This window comes from Occallatibacter sp. (assembly GCF_049582745.1).
In the GTDB taxonomy this organism is placed as follows: Bacteria; Acidobacteriota; Terriglobia; order Terriglobales; family Acidobacteriaceae; genus Telmatobacter.
In genome coordinates this window covers 1-21,151 of record NZ_JBAUUO010000005.1, presented here as the reverse complement: position 1 = coordinate 21,151, position 21,151 = coordinate 1, and the positions used below count along the sequence as shown (strand labels likewise).

The 21,151-nt window shown below is 54.9% G+C and carries 17 protein-coding genes and 1 pseudogene; 9 read left to right on the top strand and 9 right to left on the bottom strand.

The features are described 5' to 3' along the window. The first annotated feature begins 265 nt into the window (after positions 1–265). Positions 266–1,777 (top strand): alginate export family protein, encoded by a 1,512-nt coding sequence (locus WCA10_RS00645; RefSeq protein ID WP_472820544.1) that lies wholly within the window; start codon positions 266–268, stop codon positions 1,775–1,777. 9 nt (positions 1,778–1,786) lie between these two features. Here the strand turns inward: WCA10_RS00645 and WCA10_RS00640 are convergent, their stop codons facing one another. The 6 genes from WCA10_RS00640 to WCA10_RS00615 form a co-directional block, all read right to left on the bottom strand. Next, the gene (locus WCA10_RS00640) at positions 1,787–2,551 is read right to left on the bottom strand and encodes a DUF169 domain-containing protein (RefSeq protein WP_472820543.1); all 765 of its coding nucleotides are present in this window, start codon (positions 2,549–2,551) and stop codon (positions 1,787–1,789) included. Between the two features lie 129 nt (positions 2,552–2,680). Further along, a complete protein-coding gene (locus WCA10_RS00635) occupies positions 2,681–3,016 on the bottom strand; it encodes a hypothetical protein (RefSeq protein ID WP_472820542.1) in 336 nt (111 codons plus the stop codon). A gap of 27 nt (positions 3,017–3,043) precedes the next feature. After that, the gene (locus WCA10_RS00630; protein WP_472820541.1) at positions 3,044–4,135 is read right to left on the bottom strand and encodes an ABC transporter substrate-binding protein; all 1,092 of its coding nucleotides are present in this window, start codon (positions 4,133–4,135) and stop codon (positions 3,044–3,046) included. Continuing rightward, positions 4,125–4,907 carry an ABC transporter permease gene (locus WCA10_RS00625; protein ID WP_472820540.1) on the bottom strand — a complete coding sequence of 261 codons (783 nt, stop codon included), beginning with the start codon at positions 4,905–4,907 and terminating at the stop codon, positions 4,125–4,127. The genes WCA10_RS00630 and WCA10_RS00625 overlap by 11 nt, the downstream gene beginning before the upstream one ends. After that, positions 4,904–5,707, bottom strand: a complete 804-nt coding sequence (locus tag WCA10_RS00620) for an ABC transporter ATP-binding protein (RefSeq protein WP_472820539.1) — start codon at positions 5,705–5,707, stop codon at positions 4,904–4,906. The genes WCA10_RS00625 and WCA10_RS00620 overlap by 4 nt, the downstream gene beginning before the upstream one ends. Then, the gene (locus tag WCA10_RS00615) at positions 5,707–6,468 is read right to left on the bottom strand and encodes an ABC transporter permease (protein WP_472820538.1); all 762 of its coding nucleotides are present in this window, start codon (positions 6,466–6,468) and stop codon (positions 5,707–5,709) included. The genes WCA10_RS00620 and WCA10_RS00615 overlap by 1 nt, the downstream gene beginning before the upstream one ends. 669 nt (positions 6,469–7,137) lie before the next feature. On the opposite strand from WCA10_RS00615, the gene WCA10_RS00610 reads away from it, so the two are divergent. Then, positions 7,138–7,563 carry a hypothetical protein gene (locus WCA10_RS00610; RefSeq protein ID WP_472820537.1) on the top strand — a complete coding sequence of 142 codons (426 nt, stop codon included), beginning with the start codon at positions 7,138–7,140 and terminating at the stop codon, positions 7,561–7,563. Positions 7,564–7,657: 94 nt separating this feature from the next. On the opposite strand, the gene WCA10_RS00605 is transcribed toward WCA10_RS00610, so the two are convergent. The 3 genes and pseudogenes from WCA10_RS00605 to WCA10_RS00595 all read right to left on the bottom strand — a co-directional run bounded on the left by WCA10_RS00605 (position 7,658) and on the right by WCA10_RS00595 (position 11,323). Next, positions 7,658–7,960 (bottom strand): hypothetical protein, encoded by a 303-nt coding sequence (locus WCA10_RS00605; RefSeq protein WP_472820536.1) that lies wholly within the window; start codon positions 7,958–7,960, stop codon positions 7,658–7,660. A 470-nt stretch (positions 7,961–8,430) separates the two neighbouring features. After that, positions 8,431–9,653, bottom strand: a pseudogene (locus WCA10_RS00600) (IS4 family transposase). 65 nt (positions 9,654–9,718) lie between these two features. Beyond that, positions 9,719–11,323, bottom strand: coding sequence for a capsule assembly Wzi family protein (locus tag WCA10_RS00595; RefSeq protein ID WP_472820535.1), 1,605 nt, complete (start codon positions 11,321–11,323; stop codon positions 9,719–9,721). 631 nt (positions 11,324–11,954) lie between these two features. Between WCA10_RS00595 and WCA10_RS00590 the strand changes: the two genes are divergently transcribed. From WCA10_RS00590 to WCA10_RS00560, 7 genes are all read left to right on the top strand, one after another. Beyond that, positions 11,955–12,809 carry a glycosyltransferase gene (locus tag WCA10_RS00590; RefSeq protein WP_472820534.1) on the top strand — a complete coding sequence of 285 codons (855 nt, stop codon included), beginning with the start codon at positions 11,955–11,957 and terminating at the stop codon, positions 12,807–12,809. Between the two features lie 532 nt (positions 12,810–13,341). Beyond that, positions 13,342–14,484 (top strand): LegC family aminotransferase, encoded by a 1,143-nt coding sequence (locus tag WCA10_RS00585; RefSeq protein WP_472820533.1) that lies wholly within the window; start codon positions 13,342–13,344, stop codon positions 14,482–14,484. 130 nt (positions 14,485–14,614) lie between these two features. After that, positions 14,615–15,634 (top strand): N-acetylneuraminate synthase, encoded by a 1,020-nt coding sequence (gene neuB / locus WCA10_RS00580; RefSeq protein ID WP_472820532.1) that lies wholly within the window; start codon positions 14,615–14,617, stop codon positions 15,632–15,634. 291 nt (positions 15,635–15,925) lie between these two features. Continuing rightward, positions 15,926–17,089 (top strand): UDP-N-acetylglucosamine 2-epimerase, encoded by a 1,164-nt coding sequence (gene neuC, locus WCA10_RS00575; protein ID WP_472820531.1) that lies wholly within the window; start codon positions 15,926–15,928, stop codon positions 17,087–17,089. Continuing rightward, positions 17,086–18,747, top strand: coding sequence for an ATP-grasp domain-containing protein (locus tag WCA10_RS00570; RefSeq protein ID WP_472820530.1), 1,662 nt, complete (start codon positions 17,086–17,088; stop codon positions 18,745–18,747). Before neuC ends, WCA10_RS00570 begins: the two co-directional genes overlap by 4 nt. A gap of 672 nt (positions 18,748–19,419) precedes the next feature. Next, entirely contained in the window at positions 19,420–20,475 is a 1,056-nt protein-coding gene (locus WCA10_RS00565) for a nucleotidyltransferase family protein (RefSeq protein WP_472820529.1), read from the top strand. After that, positions 20,468–20,974 (top strand): cytidylyltransferase domain-containing protein, encoded by a 507-nt coding sequence (locus WCA10_RS00560; protein ID WP_472820528.1) that lies wholly within the window; start codon positions 20,468–20,470, stop codon positions 20,972–20,974. Before WCA10_RS00565 ends, WCA10_RS00560 begins: the two co-directional genes overlap by 8 nt. Positions 20,975–21,151: the final 177 nt, after the last annotated feature.

The window sequence follows — 21,151 nt, the reverse complement described above, 5'->3', positions numbered from 1 at the left end:
GTCAAGGGCCGCCCGGCCACTCCTTTCCTCACACGTCGTGCACCGCGCCAGGCACTTGTCTGTCCACCCTTCGGATGAGTCACGACTCCACCGAACCTCTCATGCCGACCGCACCTCTTTCTCTCTACAGTAAAAAGCGCCATCACATAGGCAGAAATGCACGCAGATAGATTAGTCGCAATCTAAGCGGCGAATCCTTGAACACAGGATGGCCACGTTTTCCCCGAGTAATCGTGCCGCATATTCTTTGGAGGTCCAGACTGCTATGAATCCCTTCCGGACGGGCGCTGGTTGCGCGCGCCGTATCTTTCTATCCACTGCGTGCTTGCCGTTGGCTGTCCTCGTAGCTTTGGCTGTTCCTCGTGCCGTGGCACAATCCGCATCGGCCTCCAAGTCTCCTGTCACTGTCTTTGTCTACGACCGGACCCGGATGGATGCATGGCAATGGTTCGCTGCACCGCCGTACGCGAACAGCTATGCCTACGTACAGACCTTACAGCGGCTGGGAATGTCACAGCATCTCCATCGCTGGGACTGGGAACTCGAACTTTCGCAGCCGAGCGTTCTGGACGCGCCCGATAACGCCGTTTCGCCGGTAACCGCTCAGGGCCAGTTGGGTCTGGGCGGAACCTATTATGCATCGAACGGCAACAACTCTTATCCTGCCGCCGCGTTTCTCAAACAGGGATTCGCGCGGTTCGACGGCGAAGGTAAAAACCTTCGCGTGGGCCGCTTCGAGTTCTTTGATGGCGAGGAGACGAAACCCAAAAACCCCGCTCTAGCCTGGCTGCAGAGCAGCCGCACCTCAAATCGACTGATAAGTAACTTCGGTTTCACCAACGCCCAACGTAGCTTCGATGGCCTTGATGGACAGTTGCAACTCGGTAGTTGGAATGTGACCGCCATGGCAGCGCGGAGCGACCAGGGTGTGTTCAATATGAACGGCAATCCTGAGTTGAATGTCGATGTCCAATACCTGGCATTGACTCACCCCGAGGCGCGGGAACATGTCCTTTGGCGTGCCTTCGCCATCGGCTACCACGACGGCCGTACGGGCATAGCCAAGACGGACAACCGCCCTCTGCCGGTGCGTTCGGCAGAGCACACGAACATTCGGGTTGGCACCTACGGCGGCAACCTTACAGCAGCCATTCCCGCGGGGCCAGGCCAGTTTGACTTTCTCTTCTGGGGCGCTGTGCAGAACGGCCGGTGGGGCTCCCAGGATCACAGAGCCGGAGCCACCGCTCTCGAAGGCGGTTACCGCTTCGGAAAGCAGGCTGCAGCGCCGTGGTTACGCGGAGGCTGGTTCCGTTCTACCGGTGACAACAATGCCGCCGACGGCACGCATAACACATTCTTCCAGCTGCTTCCCACGCCCCGCCTTTACGCGCGCTTGCCTTTCTACAACTTGATGAACAGCACGGACGAGTTTGTGCAGGTGATGGAGAAGCCGGTTAAGCGGCTCGCCTTCCGTTCGGATCTGCACTGGCTACAGCTCACCTCGGGAAAAGATCTTTGGTATGCGGGTGGAGGCGCCTTCGACAACAAGGTCTTCGGCTTCTCCGCACACCCTGCAAACGGCCACACTTCGCTTGCATCCGTGGCCGACATCAGCGCAGACTGGCAGACTACGAAAAATGTCAACGTAAACTTCTACTACGCCTATTCCCAAGGGAAGTCAGTGGTTGCTGCAATTTATCCGTCCGATCGCAACATGCAGTTCGGGTATGTTGAGTTCGTCTACCACTGGAGTTCCGCTCCAGCGGGAAAGAAGTAGCCGGAAGGATCAGCGTCGTGCCGCATTCATGGCGGCGAGAGACTCCTTCACCGTGGGCCTAGCGCCGGTCGAGATGTCCTGGCTGCGCCGCTTATGAAATTGTGACAGGATGGCGTTGGCGGAAGCCAGTGCTGCAATGCGCTCGACATAAGCGGCAAGCCTGGCTCCAGGTAAGGCACAAAGAACAAGATCGGCCGTGAACGCATCCACGTATGCGCGAGCTCCGCAGCAGCCGAGGCTTAGCGCGGCAAGGCCTGTGTTGGCGACGTGGGGAATTACCGCGCAGGCGGGGCGTCCCAAGGCAGGAGGGTTCCGATGCTCCACTTGCTGCACGGCTTCGCTGATGATCAGTGCCTGGCTCGCATCGCCGAAGAGAAGGACGACCTCCGGGGGAAGCGGCGACTGCGCCAGCGGTGCATAAACGACGTGCTTCGGACGCCTGTTGAGGACAGAGATGAGTGGCAGATCCTCTGGCGTGACGTAGCCGAGGCTGCCAAAAACAGCAAGCGACTCTTCCAGCTCACGCTGCTCCGCGTCGGACAATTCAAGGTTGTGGGTGTAGCTGCCCACTGCGCAAAGCGCATGGTCGGCGGACAAAGTGGCAAAGGGAGCCGTAGCCGCTTCACGCCAGAATTGGCATCCGGCGGGCGCATGCCCCTGGTGGGCGGGCACCGATGCGGGAACCGAGTCAGGGAAGCAGACGGCTACTGGCGGCTGGGCAAGTCGGAGGCTGCGGTCGAGTGTCTCAGCAAGTTGGGAGTAAGACGTATCCATGCCAGAATTCCTTTTTGTGTAATGGGTTATAAGTGGACGAGCGGTCTCTGGCCTATGAGCGCCAGATATACGTGCGACTGCTGCGAGTGAGATGTGAACCGGGTGATCGAAAACTCTCTCTCTGCTGATTCAGCTCATTTTGTCATCGGCGGTAAAGCCGAGTTCGGCAATTGTCGAGCGAAGCGCATTCTGACTCACAAGATCCGGATGATATTGAATTTTCACCATACCCTGCGGGTAGGTCGCAACCGCTGCGATTACGCCTTTCTCTCGGCGGAGCAACGTTTCAAGCCCTACGGCACAGGTCACGCAGGTGAATCCGCGGACATGCCATGTGACGGTCGGGACCTGCTCTGCGCCTGCTGTAGATGTTGGACCTTCGCGGACCGCGTCCAGAGCTCCGAACGACGCGAGGCCTGTGGCTCCGGTGAGAGTGGCGAGTTTAATGAATTGCCGCCGAATCATGGAAGTCTCTCCTGAGAACGGGGAATATTATTTGGCGACGGCGTCGCCGGGTTCATATTTCCAGGAAGTTTCGATGGTGGCATGATCGGCGAACCGGAGGTCCGTGTAAGCGCTGAACGGGATCTTGACGTTAAGCACGCCGGTCTGGATCATCATGTCGCGAACTTCGTCGAAGTCGTCTTTCTGCGGCTCGAGCAGGTTGTAGCGGATGCGGGACATTGGCTTGGTCAGCGCCCAGCGCAGCAGTTCCGGCTTCTGGTGATAGTAGTAGCGACCAACGAAGTCGGCGGCATCGACGCGGTGGGGCCGACTGGCATCCAGCCACAGACCTGAGCGCGCGATGCCGTCCACCAGCACCTGGACGACTTCAGGACGATTCTGAATCAGATCTTCGCGGGCCACCAGAATGCATGACATGTAGTTGGGCCAGTATTTATCTGCGTAAAACAGAATGCGGCCATAACCTCCCATTTCGGCCTGCGAGGGAAATGGCTCCCCCATCACAAAGGCGTCGATGGCCTTGGCCTCGAGTGCGCCCGAGACGTCGGGCGGAGCCATCTCAACCATCTTCAGAGAATCGGGCTTCATTCCATAAGCCTGCATGGCCCGAAAGAGCAGAAGCCGCTCGTCGGAGAACCGGCTGGGGATGGCGATGATCTTGCCGCGCAGCTGGCCGAAATTTGTGACCGGGCCATCCTTGCGCACAACCACGGCGCTTCCGTTGCGATGGCCGAGATAAACGACCTTGATGGGGACGCCCTGCGCCGCCAGCGCGACGGCCATGGGAGCCACAATGAAGGCGGCCTGTATCTTGTTGGCGATGAGCGCTTCCTTCAGTTCCGGAAATCCCTGGAACATGCGCGGGAGAAACATTTCGCCGCTCTCAGAGTATTTCGATATGTAATCGGTGACCGGACAGGTGAGCTGGCAGGTCACGGGAATATAACCGACGATGATCTTCTGTTTTGCGGGCGGCAGGTAGCCGTTGAGCACGGCTGGCCAGTTGACGTTCAGCCAGCCATGGAGGCTGGAGACAACCGCCAGCCACACGACGCCACCGACAATCACCTTGGAGCTGAGCTTCCAGGCCTGCACGCGGACAATGCTTTTAAGTTTCACTACGGAACCCCCAACGGATAGGCTTAATGGTTTCCAGCCGCCGGAACAGCGCATCGAGGATCAGTCCGATCACGCCGATCAGGAGCATGGCTCCGACCACCAGGTCGTAGCGCTTACCGGAGTTGCGGGAATCGATGATGAGAAAGCCCAGTCCTGAGTCGACGGCGATCATTTCGCCGGCCACTACAACGAGCCAGCCAATCCCCAAAGCGATTCGCAGGCCCACGAGGATCTGGGGAAGCGCCGCTGGAAACACAACATGGGCCAGGATCTGAGGAGGAGTAAGTCCGAAGTTGCTGCCGGCACGCCGGTAAATCAGCGGAACATTGGCCACCGAATCAACGCACGTGACGACAATGGGGAAAAAGGCGCCGAGAAAAACGAGGAAGACGGCGGCATCGTCGCCCACGCCGAAGAAGAGGATGGCAACCGGAATCCAGGCAATCGGGCTGATGGGGCGAAGGATCTGAACCACCGGATTCATAATCTGGTTCAGCACGGGATACCAGCCGAACAGCAGTCCAAGCAGGATACCAAGACCAACCGCGGCAAAGTAGCCGATGGCGACGCGGCGCAATGAATCAACAATGTCGTGCCACAGGACGCCCCCGTGGATCAATTGAGCCAGGCCTCGCTCGACCTCGCCCGGCGAAGGGAAGACTCGAGTACCCGTCCAGACCACCAAGTACCGCCACAACAAGAGGAAGAGAGCAGTGGCAAGGATTGGCCAGAGCCAGCGTTCCGTTTTGTGTACGCTGCCGAGGTCGCTCATAGCCGGTGCGCCAATCCAATCTGGCTGAGGATGCCGTCGCGCAACTCGAGATAGTGCGGTGAACTGATGTCGCGGGGATGTGGAACATCGATGGGGACGATCTGCCGGATGCGACCGGGGCGCGCACTCATCACTACGACGCGGTCCGCCAGTTGGACGGCCTCGTCAATGTCGTGGGTGACAAAAAGAATCGTCTTGCGCTCAGCCTGCCAGATCCGCAGCAGTTCGATGCGCATGATCATGCGGGTAATGGAATCGAGCGCTCCGAATGGTTCGTCAAGAAACATCACGTCGGGATTGACCGCCAGGGCTCGGGCCACCTCGACTCTCTGTTTCATGCCACCCGATAGTTCGTGCGGATACGACTTCTCGAAGCCTTCCAGCCCTACCATCTGGATGTAGTGATCCACACGCTGCGCCCGCTGTTGGCTGGAAAGTTTGCGCAGGCCAAAACCGATGTTTCCCTCGACGGTCAGCCACGGAAATACACCGCGCTCCTGGAAGACGAAGATGCGGCGCGGGTCGGGGCCACGCACAATCTCTCCATCGATGCGAATGGCTCCGCTGGTGGGCTTCAAAAAGCCCGCCATCGCACTGAGCAGGGTCGACTTGCCGCAGCCAGACGGACCCAGCAGGCACACAAATTCCCCGTCGTTAACTTCGAGATCGATGTTCTCTAGCACCGGCAGGATTCTCCCGTCGCGCAGGAAAGTCATGCCCACGTTCTCGGTCTGCAACTTGACCTGCTGGCCGGGCATTGGCGGCTCGGCTGCCGTTTCCACTCGTGTGGATGCACACATCACTGTTTCTCCTCAAAACCCCAGCGCAGCGCATTGGAGCGCTCCAGCGAGCGAACCCCATTGTCAAGCAAGAGTCCCACTACTCCGATAATGACCATGCCGGCCACCACCAGGTCGTAGCGATTGCCCGCGTTGCGGGCGTCCACAATCAGAAAGCCAAGCCCGGAGTTCACGGCGATCATTTCAGCCGCCACCACCACCAGCCACGCAATGCCAAGCGTGATGCGCAGGCCCGTCATCAGACGCGGAACGATTGCCGGAAACAGAATCTTTCGCATCAGGACAATCGGTCCCAGTCCGAAATTGCGACCTGCATTGATATACACGGCAGGCACGCTCTGCACCGCGTTGATGACAGTGAGAAGCAGCGGCAGGAAACAGCCTACAAAGATCAAAAAGACCGCAGCCAGATCGCCCACGCCGAACCAGAGAATTGCGATCGGAATCCAGGCCAGCGGCGAAATAGGGCGAAGGATCTGAAGGATCGGGTTCAGGGCCATTTCCGCGCGCCGGTACCAGCCGATCGCAAGCCCGAGCGGCACGGCAACCAAGACCGCGAGGAAAAATCCCCAGGTGACGCGAAATACCGATGCCACGATATATCGGACGATCAGCCCGCGCGGAAACAGGTCTGCAATGCCAAGTGCCGTCTTCCAAGGTCCCGGCAGCAGCATTTGAGGATGCAGAGAGACCGCCAACTGCCAGGCTCCCAGCAGCGCAAGAATGAAAATAGCAGGCCTCAGCCAGGAGAATGATTTCAAAGGTCTCTACCCGTTTCAGTGCTTTACACATCCCAAAAGAATGTGACCTAGATCACCGCGAGTGTAAACAGAAGTGCTGCTGACTGCCTCCTCCGAAGGGTGGAGACGTTGGCCGGAAAAGCAGGATAAACGAGAGCACAGATGGTGAGTTCGAGTCTGATCAACCACGTGAGTGAATGTAGCCGTGTCGATGGAGAACGTGAATTTTCCTGTTTCGCTCTCGACCGAGTTGGAGTGAGTCTCAGACACAAAGGCCGATAGCCAGCACGCGCTGGCCTCCGGCTAGGTCCTGTGAAATACTACAGCCGCACTTCAGAGTGTTCTTTCGCCCGAAAGGGACGTCTGAAGGTGGAGCTTTGGGAGTTCTGGTAATTCTGGGAAAAGGCAGTACAGTGACCGTACAGTAGATTTGGCAATTCTCGAAATCATGCCAATTCGTGCATTCTCAGAATCAATAAGTTGAGTGTTTTCAGCATTCATCTCCGGTTCGACTCCCGCCGCCTCCACCAACTCCTATCTCGTTCATATTAAGTATCTTACTTGGTATCATACAAAAAATCGGCCCAAGCAGGCTCCGTTTCTTGTACGAATGAAGAAATGTCACAATATCTTATTAATTCCATGATGGTTATCGCGCTTTGACGCGGACGGATTTCCGCTTGGAGTCAGATGGAGATTGCAGCACTACCGGCGATGCAATCTGGCTGCAGCACCTTGCCTGCGCCACTTTGCCAGCAACTCTTCAACTTTGCCTGCGATCTGACGGCGTGCATCGGCGCGGTTCACACCGCTTGCCAACAGCTCATCGTTGGGAATATGTGGTTGTGGCGAACTGCGCCAACCGCCAGGGTCAGCGCCTTTTCGTCAAGATTTCGACCCGCCTCCGAACGGCCAACGCGGCCACTTTCGCGGACAGCGGTGTGTTCGGCAGCGGCTGCAACTTCGGCCGCCCGACAACTTGGGGAACATCTCCGCAATCAGCTCGGTCATCTGCGCAACCAGTTTGCAGTTCTGTTCGCCACCCTGCACTACAGCCCGTGCCCTTGCTGCTGCCTGCTCGTTGGCGTCCTGAACGCATTCCTGCTCGGCCTCTGAAGCGCTTTCTCTTCTGCCAGAACGCCTTTTGTAGCTCGTAGCGCATACGAGCCCCGTTGAAGTGCACGACAACGGCGATTCGCTTGCTGCACTGTTAGTACCGTCGCGTCAGAGCTGTGTCGCCAGCCGGAAGAAACTCCAAGCCGCCAAAGCGCGCACAGTGAAGGCAAAGCGGCTGGTCCGCCTCCATCAAGAGCATGGAACCCTGCGCGATCTCCGCTCCGCATTCCGAGCATTGTGCGTCGCGCAGATTCAGAAACACGACCGGCTGCGGAACCTTTTCGAGCTTCTCCTGAAGTTTCTGCTGCTTACGTTCGGGGAGCGCGAGCGATACGTAGCACGTGCGGAAGATCTTTTCGATATGGGGGGCGGGGCTGCTGAAAAACTGCAAGGGCATAGTTTCTGACCGGACAGGTCGCACGTATCGGCTTCAATTGGCTTGAGGCCTTTTTTATGCGCCAAGCGCAGGAAGATCGCTATGCACGGAGAGATTTTGTTCGGATTTCCCTGAATCCCGGACTACAGAAAATCGATGCGGCCCTTGCGCCAAGAGTCGACCGCAGAGGATGCTAAAAGTCCCATCCCACACAACACATCGATGAAGCTGACGCCTCTGCTGCGCGATAGACGCGCTCTTCGAGCTTCGTCTGAATTCGAATTTCCATGGTGTGCCCCGTGAGAAATCGCGCCTAGCCGTAATACTGTTCACTTAACGATCCTAATGGCCTTGCGAATGTCCATCATAGGCAAGGGTTGACGTTGCGCGGGCGGACGGGAAGTTGCTCATCTTGCGCTTCACGCCGCAGGGATTGCGGCGATTGCGGCTGGAGACGACGCGTTCCTGATAGGATCTCGTCCAGAACCGCGTTATGAAATGTTCTCCTCTGCTGAGTTGGGAATAGCACCGTAGACGTTGAGCTTGCGCCGAATTACGCGCACCTCGTGAAGGAACGAGAGCCTGTCGGGATCTTTTGTCAGCCTTGAGAGCAGCCTCGTGCATCAGGCCGCGGATGGCGAAGTGGGCCATCATGAGGCCGTAAAACTCCTGACGCACCAGATCGGGGGTTTTGCTGCGCAGCACGATGTGGGCGCCGCGCAGATGGGTCTTGAGTTCGTCGAACGCGGTTTCTATTTCCCATCGCTCGTGATAGAGAGCCGCCAACTCGCCGGCTGGGGCCTTGCCGGGATCGAGGATGGTAGTTGCCAGACGATAGATCGGGTCGGAGCCCTCAATTCCCTCCAGGCGGTAATCGATCACCCGCAGCACGATCCCGTTGGTTTTATGCCGCCAGTCCCGCTCCGAAGGATAGACGCGGCTCAAATAGGAGCCATCAGCTAGAAGTTTTTCGTGGGCCATGCGCATATTCTTTTTCATCCGCCAGAGCAGGTCCGCGCCTGTTCCTCGCGCCAGTTTCCATATTTCGAAGCCAAAGAAACTTCGATCAGCCAGACAGAGCATGCCCTTTGCCAGGCGCGGAAGCACCGTTTTGGCTAAGGTGATCTCGCCCGTTCGGTAACTGTCCATCTGGCTGCCAAACAGTACGTGGGTGCCGTTCTCCACCAAGGATACGAAACGAATCTGAGGATATGCGCTCGTGCCACGGCTGGCTCCGGGGCGAGAGAAAGCCTCTTCGTTGGCCTTCTCGTCAGCTATATCGAAAGTACTGCCATCCAGGCTCACCAGCCGCCAGGTCCGATACCACGCGCCACGCGTAACCCGCACCGCGATGGGCTTAACCAACTCATCGTGCAACTGCTGCAGAGGCTCCCAGCCGAGACGCCGCGCGGGCCTGAGAGATGCTCGACTTGCCTGCCACACGCACCACGGCCGACGGATCCCGAAGCCTCTGCACTCCTTCCAATAGACAACGCAATACCTCGCGATAGGACGATTGCATGTAAAGCGCAAGGGCAATGACGTAGTAGACAACTACCTGGGCTGGAAAGTCGCGTTGACGAATGCTGGCCTTGTCCGTCCGGGCCAGCACCGCACCGATGGCCGAATCGGGAAACGTCTTGGTGATCACGCCAAGACTGATGTAGTCCGTGATCCGCGCACCCGGAGGAAGTTCCGCAACCGTACGCGCCAACGATGGCCTCCTGTCCTTGCCTTATACAGAAGGCCACAGATTTCATTAAGTAAACAGGATTACGGCTAGAAGTCAATCTTGCGGTTCGGATACCAGGTGAGTTGAATGTTGGTCGTGGTCACCGTCTGCTGGCCAGGAAGGTAGGTCGGCGCCTTGTAATGCTCAAGAGTAAAGCTTCCATTAATCTCAAAATCCTGGCGGATGCGTTTCACAACCCGCACACTCAGATCGTTCAAAGTTGTTCCGTACTCCGTCGTTGAGGTCGCGATGAAGTCTTTAGCGGCCTTTTGATTGCGGGCGCTCACCTGGATCCATTCCTTCCCGCTCAAGTGGTACGTAACCCAGGTCTGTCCACCTTTTCCTTCGCGGCCGATCCAGTCGCCAAAGATCTGGCCATTGTTTGTGTAGCCTTGCCTCTGAATGCCCTCCCAATACATAAAGTGTCCGCCGCTACTCGTAGAAACGGGCGGTTCAGTGTACACAGCCTCAGCACGAACATCGAGCCTAGGCGCGCCGGGAATGTGGGAGAGATAGAGGCCGGGGCGCCACGCCGCACGGCGCGGTGCATCGATAGGCGAGATATCGTCGTGCACCTCTCCGTCAGCGTAAAGCGTCAGCCAGTTGCGTAAGAAGGGAAGCCGGTACGAAAAATCAAAGGCACCGAAGCGAGCTCCAGGATCGGCGCGGCCGTTTTTTTCGTTGGGCCCGGTCGACCCCGGCCCTCCGGGAGCTGTCGTACTGAAGAAGCTCTTCAGAAAGGAATGGAGCGTGATCGGTCCATGGCCTTTGCCTCCCCAGATAGCGGTTCGCTCGAACCCGAATTCAAGATTGGCGGTTGGTCGGAAACTAAGCTTCTCCACGTGTACCCATGGATTGCCAGGATTGATCACATTGGGAATGTTGGGCGATGGGTTTGCCTCATAAGCGGGGTTGGGCATGAACAGGTGCCCGTGCAGTGCGCCTACCAGAAACTCATATCGGAATGGCCCAGTGAGGCTAGAAAGCAGCGGGACACGGAGTGGTTCGACGCGATTAATTTCGAAGGCATAGATATTCTCGGCATTATTCGAGTAGGCGAATGACGCTCCCTGCGCAGGTCCAAGCCACTGATCGACCTTGCCGAACGAGACCTCGTGATTCCATACATTTGCAGAGACGTACGCTTCCATCAAGCGGCCATGCGCCGTGGAAGAGATCGGCCCCATTGGAATCGTGGCTTGCGGATAGTAATGAGTGGTCTGGCCGGTCGAGGGATCGGTGTAGAGTGTCTGATCAATTGCCGAGAGAGTATTGGAAAGTGCGCTGGAGTAGCCAGTCGCCGATGGTGCACCCTGAAACTCGCTCCGCGCATACAGCGTGAAACGCCCAGCGGTCACATAGCCACTGAGGCCTGAATAGTTGTTCAGACCATTCTCGAAAGGTCGACCGTAGTCGTTGACCAGCGTCGAACCGAGATGGAAGCTGTCCCGAAGCGGCGTACCGGAAATACCGCGAAAAGCCGAGTAGGCGGACTCGAGACGTAGGTAATTTGCAGGCCCGGCACACGGATCCACAATGTCGGGCTTCAGTTCACGTTTGAGGGCGTCGTGAATTTGCTGTGCTTGAACAGTGATTGCGCTGGGACTCGAATCCGCAAGTCGGTCCTCAACATCGCTTAAAATCTCAAGCACGTTCTTCCGGGTCCACGGCCGCATACCAAGATAAACATGATCAACAAATCCTATCGAATAAAGCCGAACAACAGCTGAGTACATCCAGCTGTCATCTGGTATGTACGGGGATCCGATTACCGCTTCGTCGCAGTCGGCCGCGATGGCTGTTTGTTGGCCCGCCGTGTTGATAGCGGCTGACTGGGTACCTGATGGGAGCTGACTTTGACCTTCAGCCTGCAAAACGAGACCCGTACAGATAAACAGGCCTTCCCATCCAGCAATTCCAACCAAAAGACTCGTTGCAGCGCGGTTCGAATTCATACTCCCAATCTACCATTCGGGAAGCATGGTCCCGCGAGGTATGTTCCGTACAGAAGATTGATTGACACGGAGGCGCTGCCTGTTTTGGTTTGCTTTCGAGGGTGCTGCGAAGAGACCAAAATGGGATTTCTTAGCCGAGAGATTCTCCTCATTGAGATCCCCGGAATAAGGGAGATAGCTTAGCCAGAACGAAGTCGCAGTCAAGGGCGGCGCCGTCGCCGCAAAGCGGTATGGACCTTGACGGCGATTTTCAACTCTGGCGCATAATGAGTCATGCACCTGGATCCTTTGAAATTGTTGTGATATATCTATACAGATATCCGTCCATATGAATAATCAGCAGCAGACTCCCATCCACGGCTATGCTCCTGGCGAGGCACACAAAGATGCCGGTCTTACTACTTGGACAAGCTCAGGAGTCAGAAGAGATAATATTGCCCTATCCATAATAACTGTCAATTATAACTCTGCTTCTTTGCTCGCCACGACCTTGTCGGCACTTAAGCCTTTTGCGGAGAATCCATCTATTGAGCTGATCGTTGTCGATGGTGGTTCTACGGACGAAAGCAAGTATGTAATCAACGAGTACAGGCGTCATATAGCACAGTTTGTATGCGAAAACGATAAAGGCATCTATGATGCTATGAATAAGGGTATCAAACTGTGCCTGGGAGATTGGATTTGGTTCGTTAACGCCGGAGACATCCCTGCAATCAAGCCCGATGAAGCTCTGGAAACTATCAAACATTCCCAGCAAGTAGCTGCGAATTACATATACTCGGACCTGCTAGTGGGTCAGAATCTACTGCGTCAGCAAGTCAATCTACGGTTCTTGGCATACAATACGATAAATCACCAAAACATAGTATACAGTAGAGGACTACTCTCCGGAGGGTTCGATTCAAGTTATCGATTCTGTGCTGACTATTCCCATCTTTTGAATGTATATGGACGACTCCGACCACTCAAATCGGTCCATCCTATCTGCAGATACGACTACACTGGGATCTCCAGCTTACCGAGTCGCTCAAGGCGCATAGCCATTTGGAACGAGCGATTGCGGGCGCAGGTGGAGTCGCCTTTAAATGTGGTCGTAAAGGCTTTATTTGTCTCCATTTCTATTTTGGCAATACTGGGAAAGTTGGTTCATCCAAGTATGGGCAAAACTCGCATACGCCAGTGAGGCTAATCATCTAAATGGAGATCCGACCGGTCCGCATTCCCCAGCGAGGGCCTTCCTCGTGACCTAATGGATGAGTCGGCCTCGTAGAAGCGAGTTGGTAAGCCCGCGACAAGGAAGAGAGGCCATGAAGATGGTTGCAAGCATCGGGCTGACAGGCTGACACTCCCAAACAGGACTTTCAGGTGCATGGAGCGGACAACTAGAGAACTCGGGTCGGCCGGTGCCGAGACGCAAGCTGGGGTGACGTTGTCATAAGGACGCAGTTAGTGAATGCTTCAGGTCCTGCCCTGCACTGCGCAATCTGAAGGTTAGGGGTCCAGGGGAAGCGCACTGACCATGCCGGAATCGTTTATACCTCGACGGAAGAGACTGTAAATGATGTGGACCCTGAGAGGTAGCGGCTGCGCAGCAGCGCAACCGCTACCGGGCATCACGCCTGATATCAACAATTTGCAGGCGGCGAACTGAGAACACGCGGACATGCCTGATACCCCTATATACTTGACCTTCAACATCTTTGGAAATGATGACCATGATCGATTCACTAATTTGCTTCATTCGAGAGCAGTATCGCAGCAACGGTTTCATTCCTCTGCATGCGCCAGTGTTCGGTGAGCGAGAGCAAAGGTATGTCTCAGAGACGATAAACTCCACACTCGTATCAAGCGTGGGACCGTACGTGGACCAGTTTGAGAAGGATATGGTGGAGTACACCGGTAGCGAGCGCACGGTCGCAATGGTGAATGGTACTGCGGCGCTTCATTTAGCGCTTCTGCTATCAGGAGTCAAAAGTGGGGATCTTGTCGTAACTCAACCATTGACTTTCATCGCGACTTGCAATGCGATTAGATACTGTGGCGCAGAGCCTTTGTTTATAGATGTTGAGAGACGCACGCTGGGTCTCTCTCCTGTGGCCCTATCGGAGTGGCTTGATGAGAACGCCTATCTTAGTGAAAACGGAGAATGTCGCACGAAGAACGGCAATCTTGTAATTCGAACCTGTGTTCCGATGCATACATTTGGCCATCCTGCTGATTTGGACGGCTTGGTTCGTGTATGTGGACACTGGAACATCGTTCTTGTGGAGGATGCAGCTGAGTCGTTGGGGAGTTTTTATAAAGGACGACATACAGGAACAGTTGGCGCGCTCGGTGCGTTGAGTTTCAATGGCAATAAAATTATTACCACCGGCGGCGGGGGGATGATTCTAACTAATGAGACACTCGGAGCCCGAGCCAAGCATTTAAGCACGACTGCCAAGAGACCGCACCCTTATCTATTTAGTCACGATGAGGTCGGCTACAACTACCGTCTCCCAAATTTGAATGCAGCATTAGGCTGCGCGCAGCTCGAACAACTAGAACAATTTATCGCTAATAAAAGAGATCTCGCGAATAGATACAGAGAGTTTTTGGGTGGAAGTGATATGAAGTTTATTGAAGAGCCTGAAAATTGTCGTTCCAATTATTGGCTGAACGCAGTCATCTGCGAAAGCGAAGCTCAACGGAATGCTCTTCTAATCGGAACTAACGAAAAGAACGTGATGACTCGTCCGATCTGGACATTGATGACACACTTGCCAATGTATGCAAACTGTCCAAAAGGAGAGCTACTAAATTCGGAGTGGTTAGAAGCCAGGATAGTCAACCTGCCGAGTAGCGTGCTGCCCAGTTGAAAGAGTAATGGGTGAGCATACAGTCAAAATACGACAGGCGAACAGAGTGCGAACATTGTAGTGAAAAGTGTGCGCACTATGATCGTAGCACTGTTCGACAGAATGAAACCAGGGATCGGAAAATGAAAGTATGAATGAGAAAAAGAGCACACTCATCATTGCAGAGATCGGCGTAAATCACAACGGTGATATAGGTTTGGCTAAAGAGATGGTAGCTGCTGCCAGGGAAACAGGTGTCGATGTTGTTAAATTCCAGACCTACAAAGCAGAAGAGGTGATGACAGACCAAACTCCGTTGGCCGGCTACATGAAGGGCCGCGATGAGAACTTTTTGGAACTCGCACGACGGCTAGAATTATCCTTCGAACAAACTCTTGAACTGCAGGCTTATGCAAATGATCTTGACGTGGAGTTTCTCTCGTCTCCGTTCGATGTCCCATCCTGCGATTTTCTTGGTGGTATAGGAATGCGACGTCTGAAGATCCCTTCGGGAGAAGCAGTCAATCCATTCTTATTGCGTAGCGCGGCGGCTACTAAATTACCACTAATTGTTTCAACCGGAATGGCTACGCAGTCAGAGATCCGCCGCTCACTAGATTTTCTGCAGTTTCACGGGAGTGGACCGATTACACTGTTGCACTGCACTACGCAATATCCTGCAGATCCAAAATTTTGCAACCTGCGCGCAATGGAAACAATGACACGTGAGTTTGGCTTGCCGGTTGGATTTTCTGATCACACATCAGGCATCGAGATTTCGCTAGCAGCCGCAGCACTGGGTGCAACTGTGATTGAAAAACACTTTACTCTCGACAAAAAATTGCCGGGACCTGATCAATTGGCCTCACTCGAGCCGCAGGAAATGCAGGCTCTGGTGATGGGAGTTCGAAAGATTGATATGGCACTTGGCAATGGCGAGAAGAGTCCATGGCCAGTAGAGATCGAAATAGCCAAAGTCGCCCGTAAGTCTGTGGTTGCTGCCCTTGCATTGCCTAAAGGGCACATAGTCAAAGAATCAGACTTAACGGCTAAGCGTCCAGGAACAGGTATACCGGCAATGGACGCTGATCGAGTTATCGGTCGAATTCTTGCACGTGATGTTGAAAAAAATGCCCTGATTGAGTGGTCTGATCTGGAACCGGTCTCATAAACATTTGAAGCGCAACATGGTGTCATTCTGGAGATGCTCTGAGCAACTCCGAGTGCGCTGATGGCATTGCGGCCAGCGCGTCGCGCGGATAATCGCGGAGTGCAAGTGCCCCCTTGCGAGGACGTAGCTTGCCTTGGCGGTCCAGATGAAGGTACTTGGGAGCTGATTCACATGTGCTTGGAGGAAGGACTTAGCCCGACGCGATCTCGTCAAGTTGTCGGATTTGCCGAAGCGGTATAAATGAGGAGACTGGCGGCGGGTTGTAATAGTCTATAACCACAGGGATTTTATATGCCTATTACGCTTGCTGCGCTTACGGTTGCTCGCTCGGATTTCGGGCGTATGGAAGCTTTATATCAAGCATTGAACACTTCCGGCCGTTACCGTCTCTCGCTGGCAGCCGGCGCAGGCCATCATGATCCTGGATTAGGGCGCACGCTCATCGATGTGGAACGGAGTGGCCTTCCATTGGACTACATCTTGCCGGTGGTTGATGGCGACAATGCCGAGCAGAGTGCCGCAGTATTAGGAGGTGTAGCCAAGTGGCTGGAACAGCGAAGACCTGATGCTCTGATGCTTTTGGGAGATCGCTTTGAAATGCTCTCTGCAGCGCAGGCCGCCACGCTAACACGTGTGCCTGTGATTCACATCGGCGGAGGCCACCTGACCTTGGGTGCAATTGATGAGCGTGTCCGTCATGCTCTATCCAAGCTGAGTGCACTGCACTTGGTAGCCTCAAAGGCGTGTGCCGACAGGGTGGCGGCACTGCACGAAGACCCGGCGACGATTTTCATTACCGGCGCTCCAGAGCTTGATGTCCTGGTAGGCGCAACGGTAATGTCGCGTGAAGCCTTTTGCGCTGAGGTCGGACTCGAGGCTGCACGGTCATTTCTGTTGGTTACAATTCATCCTGAAACGAATATCTCAAAGCAAGGGAATGAATGGTTTGCGCGCGAAGCGGCGTGTGCACTTTTCTCCTTGCCTCAGCAGATATTGATCACGGCACCGTGTGCGGATCCTGGTAATGAACCCTTTCTTGCACTATGCAAGGACCTTCCGCGTAGACGTAACGACTGTCGATATATCCCAAATTTAGGCCTGCGCAAATACGTGGCAGCTTTACATCACGCAGTTGCGATGCTCGGAAACTCCTCCTCCGGTATTATCGAAGCGGCGTCTGCTGGATTGCCCGTCGTGAATATCGGAGAACGTCAAGCCATGCGCGATCGGGCAAATAACGTTATTGACTGCGCGTTTGACTCCGCAGCGATTGTACAAGCAGTTGCTGCTGCTACAGACCAGACGTTTGTGCAACAGAGCCGTACAGTCGTTAATCCCTATGGCGATGGCAAGTTTGTAGAGAAAGCTATCGAGATCTTTGATCAACTCAACTGGCCTTTACGAGTCAGTAAACCTTGGTGCATCTCTCAGGCAACGGCTCATTTTCGCTCATGAATCTCTATTTTCTGAATGTCGGGCGGCGCTGCGAACTGGTGGAGGCCTTCTCGCGCGTGCTGCCCGCAGTCTCGCCGGGACTGATTTGGGGAAGTGATCCAAATCCGCTGGCACCGGGACTGGCTGTCGTCGATCGCCGCGTCAATTTAACCGAAATGATCGATAGCGATGAGTTTCTGAATTGCCTATGCGATTTTTTGGTCAGAGAAGGAATTGATCTTGTGATTCCGACAATCGATCCAGATCTGGTAAGGCTGGATCGATGGCGTTCTGTTTTGACTATGCGAGCACCCCGCGCTAGGCTATTATTGTCGTCTTCAAACGTTATTCGAATCGCGCGGGACAAGCGTCTTACTCGTGATGCGTTTGCTGATCTATGCGCAGAAACTCCAAGGGAGGTTGATCCCACAGCGGCGGACCTCAATTTCCCGTTATTCATCAAACCTGCCGCAGGTTCGGCTTCAGTCGGGGCGATGAGGGTCAACAGTGCCGAAGAACTGAGAGATCGTTTGGGCAAAACCACAGATCCTATGGTTGAGAACCTGGTTCTTGGCGAGGAGATTACGGTCGATGTGTTGCTAGATTTATACGGGAACCCACTGTGTGCCTCACCGCGTCGCCGACTTCAGGTGAGAAATGGGGAGGTGACGCGCGCGGTGATCGAGCGCAATCCCGAGTTGGAATCTCTTGCCATGTCGTTGGCCTCCGGCCTCGGTTGCATAGGTCCAGTCACGTTGCAGTTCCGAAATCCAGAGCGTGGACGCTGGGTCGCGATGGAAATCAACGCTCGCATGGGTGGCGGGCTTCCGCTAACGATTGCAGCAGGCGGCGATTGGCCTCGATGGATTCTTCAAATGGTGAATGGCGATAAGCCGAAGGTGGAGCCTACGTCCGTACACGACGGCACGCGCATGACGCGTGCTGACAGGTCTTTCTTTCTTCCGGCAGCCAATCAGGGAACTCCCCGCAAGCGTCTGGATAGATCACTGCCTCGCATCATCATTTTCGATATGGACGACACTCTGTACCCGGAAGCAGATTTCGTGCGCTCAGGCCATCGTGCGGTTGCCCAGCGCGTTTGGCAAGATCTGCGGGTCGATATCGAGCCAGAGCTGCGCCGCAGGTTTGCGGAAGGCCAGCGCGGAGATTTGATGACAGCAGCGTTGATATCACTGGGCATTGAAGTACCTGGGGACTATGTTGCTTCGGTCCTGGTTCCCACGTATCGGGAACATACGCCCGCGATCCACCCCTATTTGGAAACCATTCCAGTGCTTACCGAATTGCGTGCTCGCAACTATAGGCTGGCTCTTTTGTCGGATGGCTGGGCTGGGGTTCAGCGCCGCAAGCTGCAGGCGCTTGGCTTGGCCAGTTTTTTCGAAATAACGATGTTTACTGACGAGTTGGGTCGAGATGCATGGAAGCCGTCGCCCAGAGGATTTGAGTGTATTCTGGCATCGCTTGGTGCTGATGCCCGCGATTGCATGTATGTGTCGGATAACCCTCACAAAGACTTCGCAGGACCCCATAGCTTGGGTATGCTTACGGTGCGCGTGCTTCGGCTTGGTACTGAACATGCAAATTCCATTGCCCCGACTCCTCAGCATGAACCACAAGTGACTATCGGAGCGCTGACGGATTTGTTGTCAGGATGTTAGCCAATGGAGTCCTCCATAGCTATAACAGAGAACCTAACAAATGAGCTCGCTGCTGAGAGATCTATATCGGTCAGCAGAGATGCCCCAAAATTCCGGCGGGCGAGAATGGGTTCAGTTTCTCATGCAAGTTACGAGGTTCACGTTCGTGAAATGGCTGCATTTGGCAGCGAGACTGCCGAGATCCAGCACATCTTGCCAGCCACGTGACCTCAGGTTCCTTCTAACAGGTGCGGACACATCCCGGTCGGCTGACGCCACCTGCGCAGCAACCGATGACGACGGGCTGCGCACGTGCACCGCGGTTTAGAAATTGAAGGCCTAGAGCCGGTCTCGCAACAGCGCAGGCCACAACACGGAGAACTGTTATCTCGTATGAATCGCTGAACCGGTATGTGAGTGAGAACCCCATGTGAATGCTCGACGATCACGGTATGATGCAATTGGGTGACCGGGCGAGCCGTTGCATCCTGGAGTTTTCCAGCCCTGCGAGTACAGACAACACTGGATCAAGCAACGGGCTGGCGTGCGCCTTGAATCGCCTAGACAACCAAGCGGCTTGAGTATGGACTTCGAAGCAATCGACTTCACATACCACGTCCAAACAAGTACCACGAGCTTGGGTCCATCTTGACACCAAGCGTTTTGGGGGGTACGCATTCTAAGGGTTAGGTTATGAAGAATCTGGAATCCATTCTCGTGTCGCCGCATTTAACTCTTCGTGAAGCCATCGACGTGATTGATCGAAGCGGGTTGCAGATCGCGATCGTCGTGGACGAGCAAAGGCACGTTCTGGGCACCTTGACGGACGGCGACATTCGGAGAGCCCTGCTCCGGCAGCTTTCAATGAGTGCTGCTGTTTCCGAGGTTATGCAACGATCGCCGCAAACGGCATTGGCATCAGCCTCCAGAGAAGAAGTTTTGGCCCGGATGGAGAGTCGAAGGATTCTGCACATCCCGCTAGTCGACGAGCAGAATCGAATCGTCGGCATTCAGACTTTGCGCGATTTGGTCTTCTCCAGGCGTAAAGACAATGCTGTCTTGCTGATGGCCGGAGGATTCGGACGTCGGCTCCAACCCTTGACGAGCGATTGTCCGAAACCGTTACTCAGTGTGGGGGGCAAACCCATCCTCGAGATCATAATCGAGAATTTTGTTACGGCCGGATTCTACCGCTACTTCATCTCAACGCATTACCATTCTGAAATGGTTCGCGAAAGAATCGGTGATGGTAAGCGGTGGAATATCGATATCCAATACGTTCACGAAGAAGAACCGCTGGGTACTGGAGGGGCATTGGGACTGCTGCCGAAGGATCAGATTCGGGAGCCGATGTTCATGATGAACGGCGACCTTCTGACCAATCTCGATTTCAATAAGCTTCTGGATTTTCACAACAGTCACGAAGGTGTGGCCACAGTGTGCGTGCGCGAATACGAACACCGTGTGCCATTCGGCGTAATCGACAGCGACGGTTTGCACATTTCCTCGATGGTAGAGAAACCAACCTACCATTATTTCATCAACGCAGGGATTTATATGCTGGCGCCAGAGATACCTCAGTCTGTTGAATGTGGCCGGTGTGTTGACTTGCCCACACTGCTCCAACAGCAAATGGCTGCTAACAAGTCGGTAAACATGTTCCCGGTGCACGAGTATTGGCTGGATATAGGCCAAATGGAAGATTTCCAGCGTGCACAGCGAGAAGTTTCGGGGGTATTCGATGTGTGACGCGCGATTGTTGGCGATTATTCCGGCGCGAGGTGGCAGCAAGAGGTTGGCGCACAAGAACATTCGCCTACTTGGCGGTCGTCCTTTGGTAGCTTGGTCGATTACGAGCGCTCTGGAAGCCGAACTGTTTTGCGATGTCCTTGTGAGAACTGAAGAGCAGCGAGTTGCCGAGGCGGCCAAGGCAGCGGGGGCCTTTGTGCAGTGGCTGTGTCCAGCCGATCTAGCATCGGATGAGGCGGCCACAACGGATGTGTTGCACCACGCGGATCCGCTCCTTGGGTGGGAGCAGATTGGCCTCAAGTCCCAAGATATTGAGCCATCGTTTAAGCTCAATGGTTCGATCTACGTGATTCCCGCGCCCACGATCAGGAATGGCGGAAATCTGATTGTCCCAGCAACCATTGCGTTTACGATGAGTGAGGCTGAGGAGGCAGTTGACATCGATACAGAACGGGATTGGCAGATGGCAGAGTTTTTCCTCGTACCTCGTCAGTGCTGAGCGAGTCCGCCGTCCTTGTTCAGCGCGCGACCGCAAATCGCGCCCCGGGGGCGTTTCAGGTTTCAATCTCGGGTAGAGCAGATGCAGCGACAACGCCGCATAAGTGAAAGTCACATCCGATCGTCTAGAAATTTTCCCGTTTCTTTGTGATTGAAGTTGGGAAGCAGAGTGTTGAAT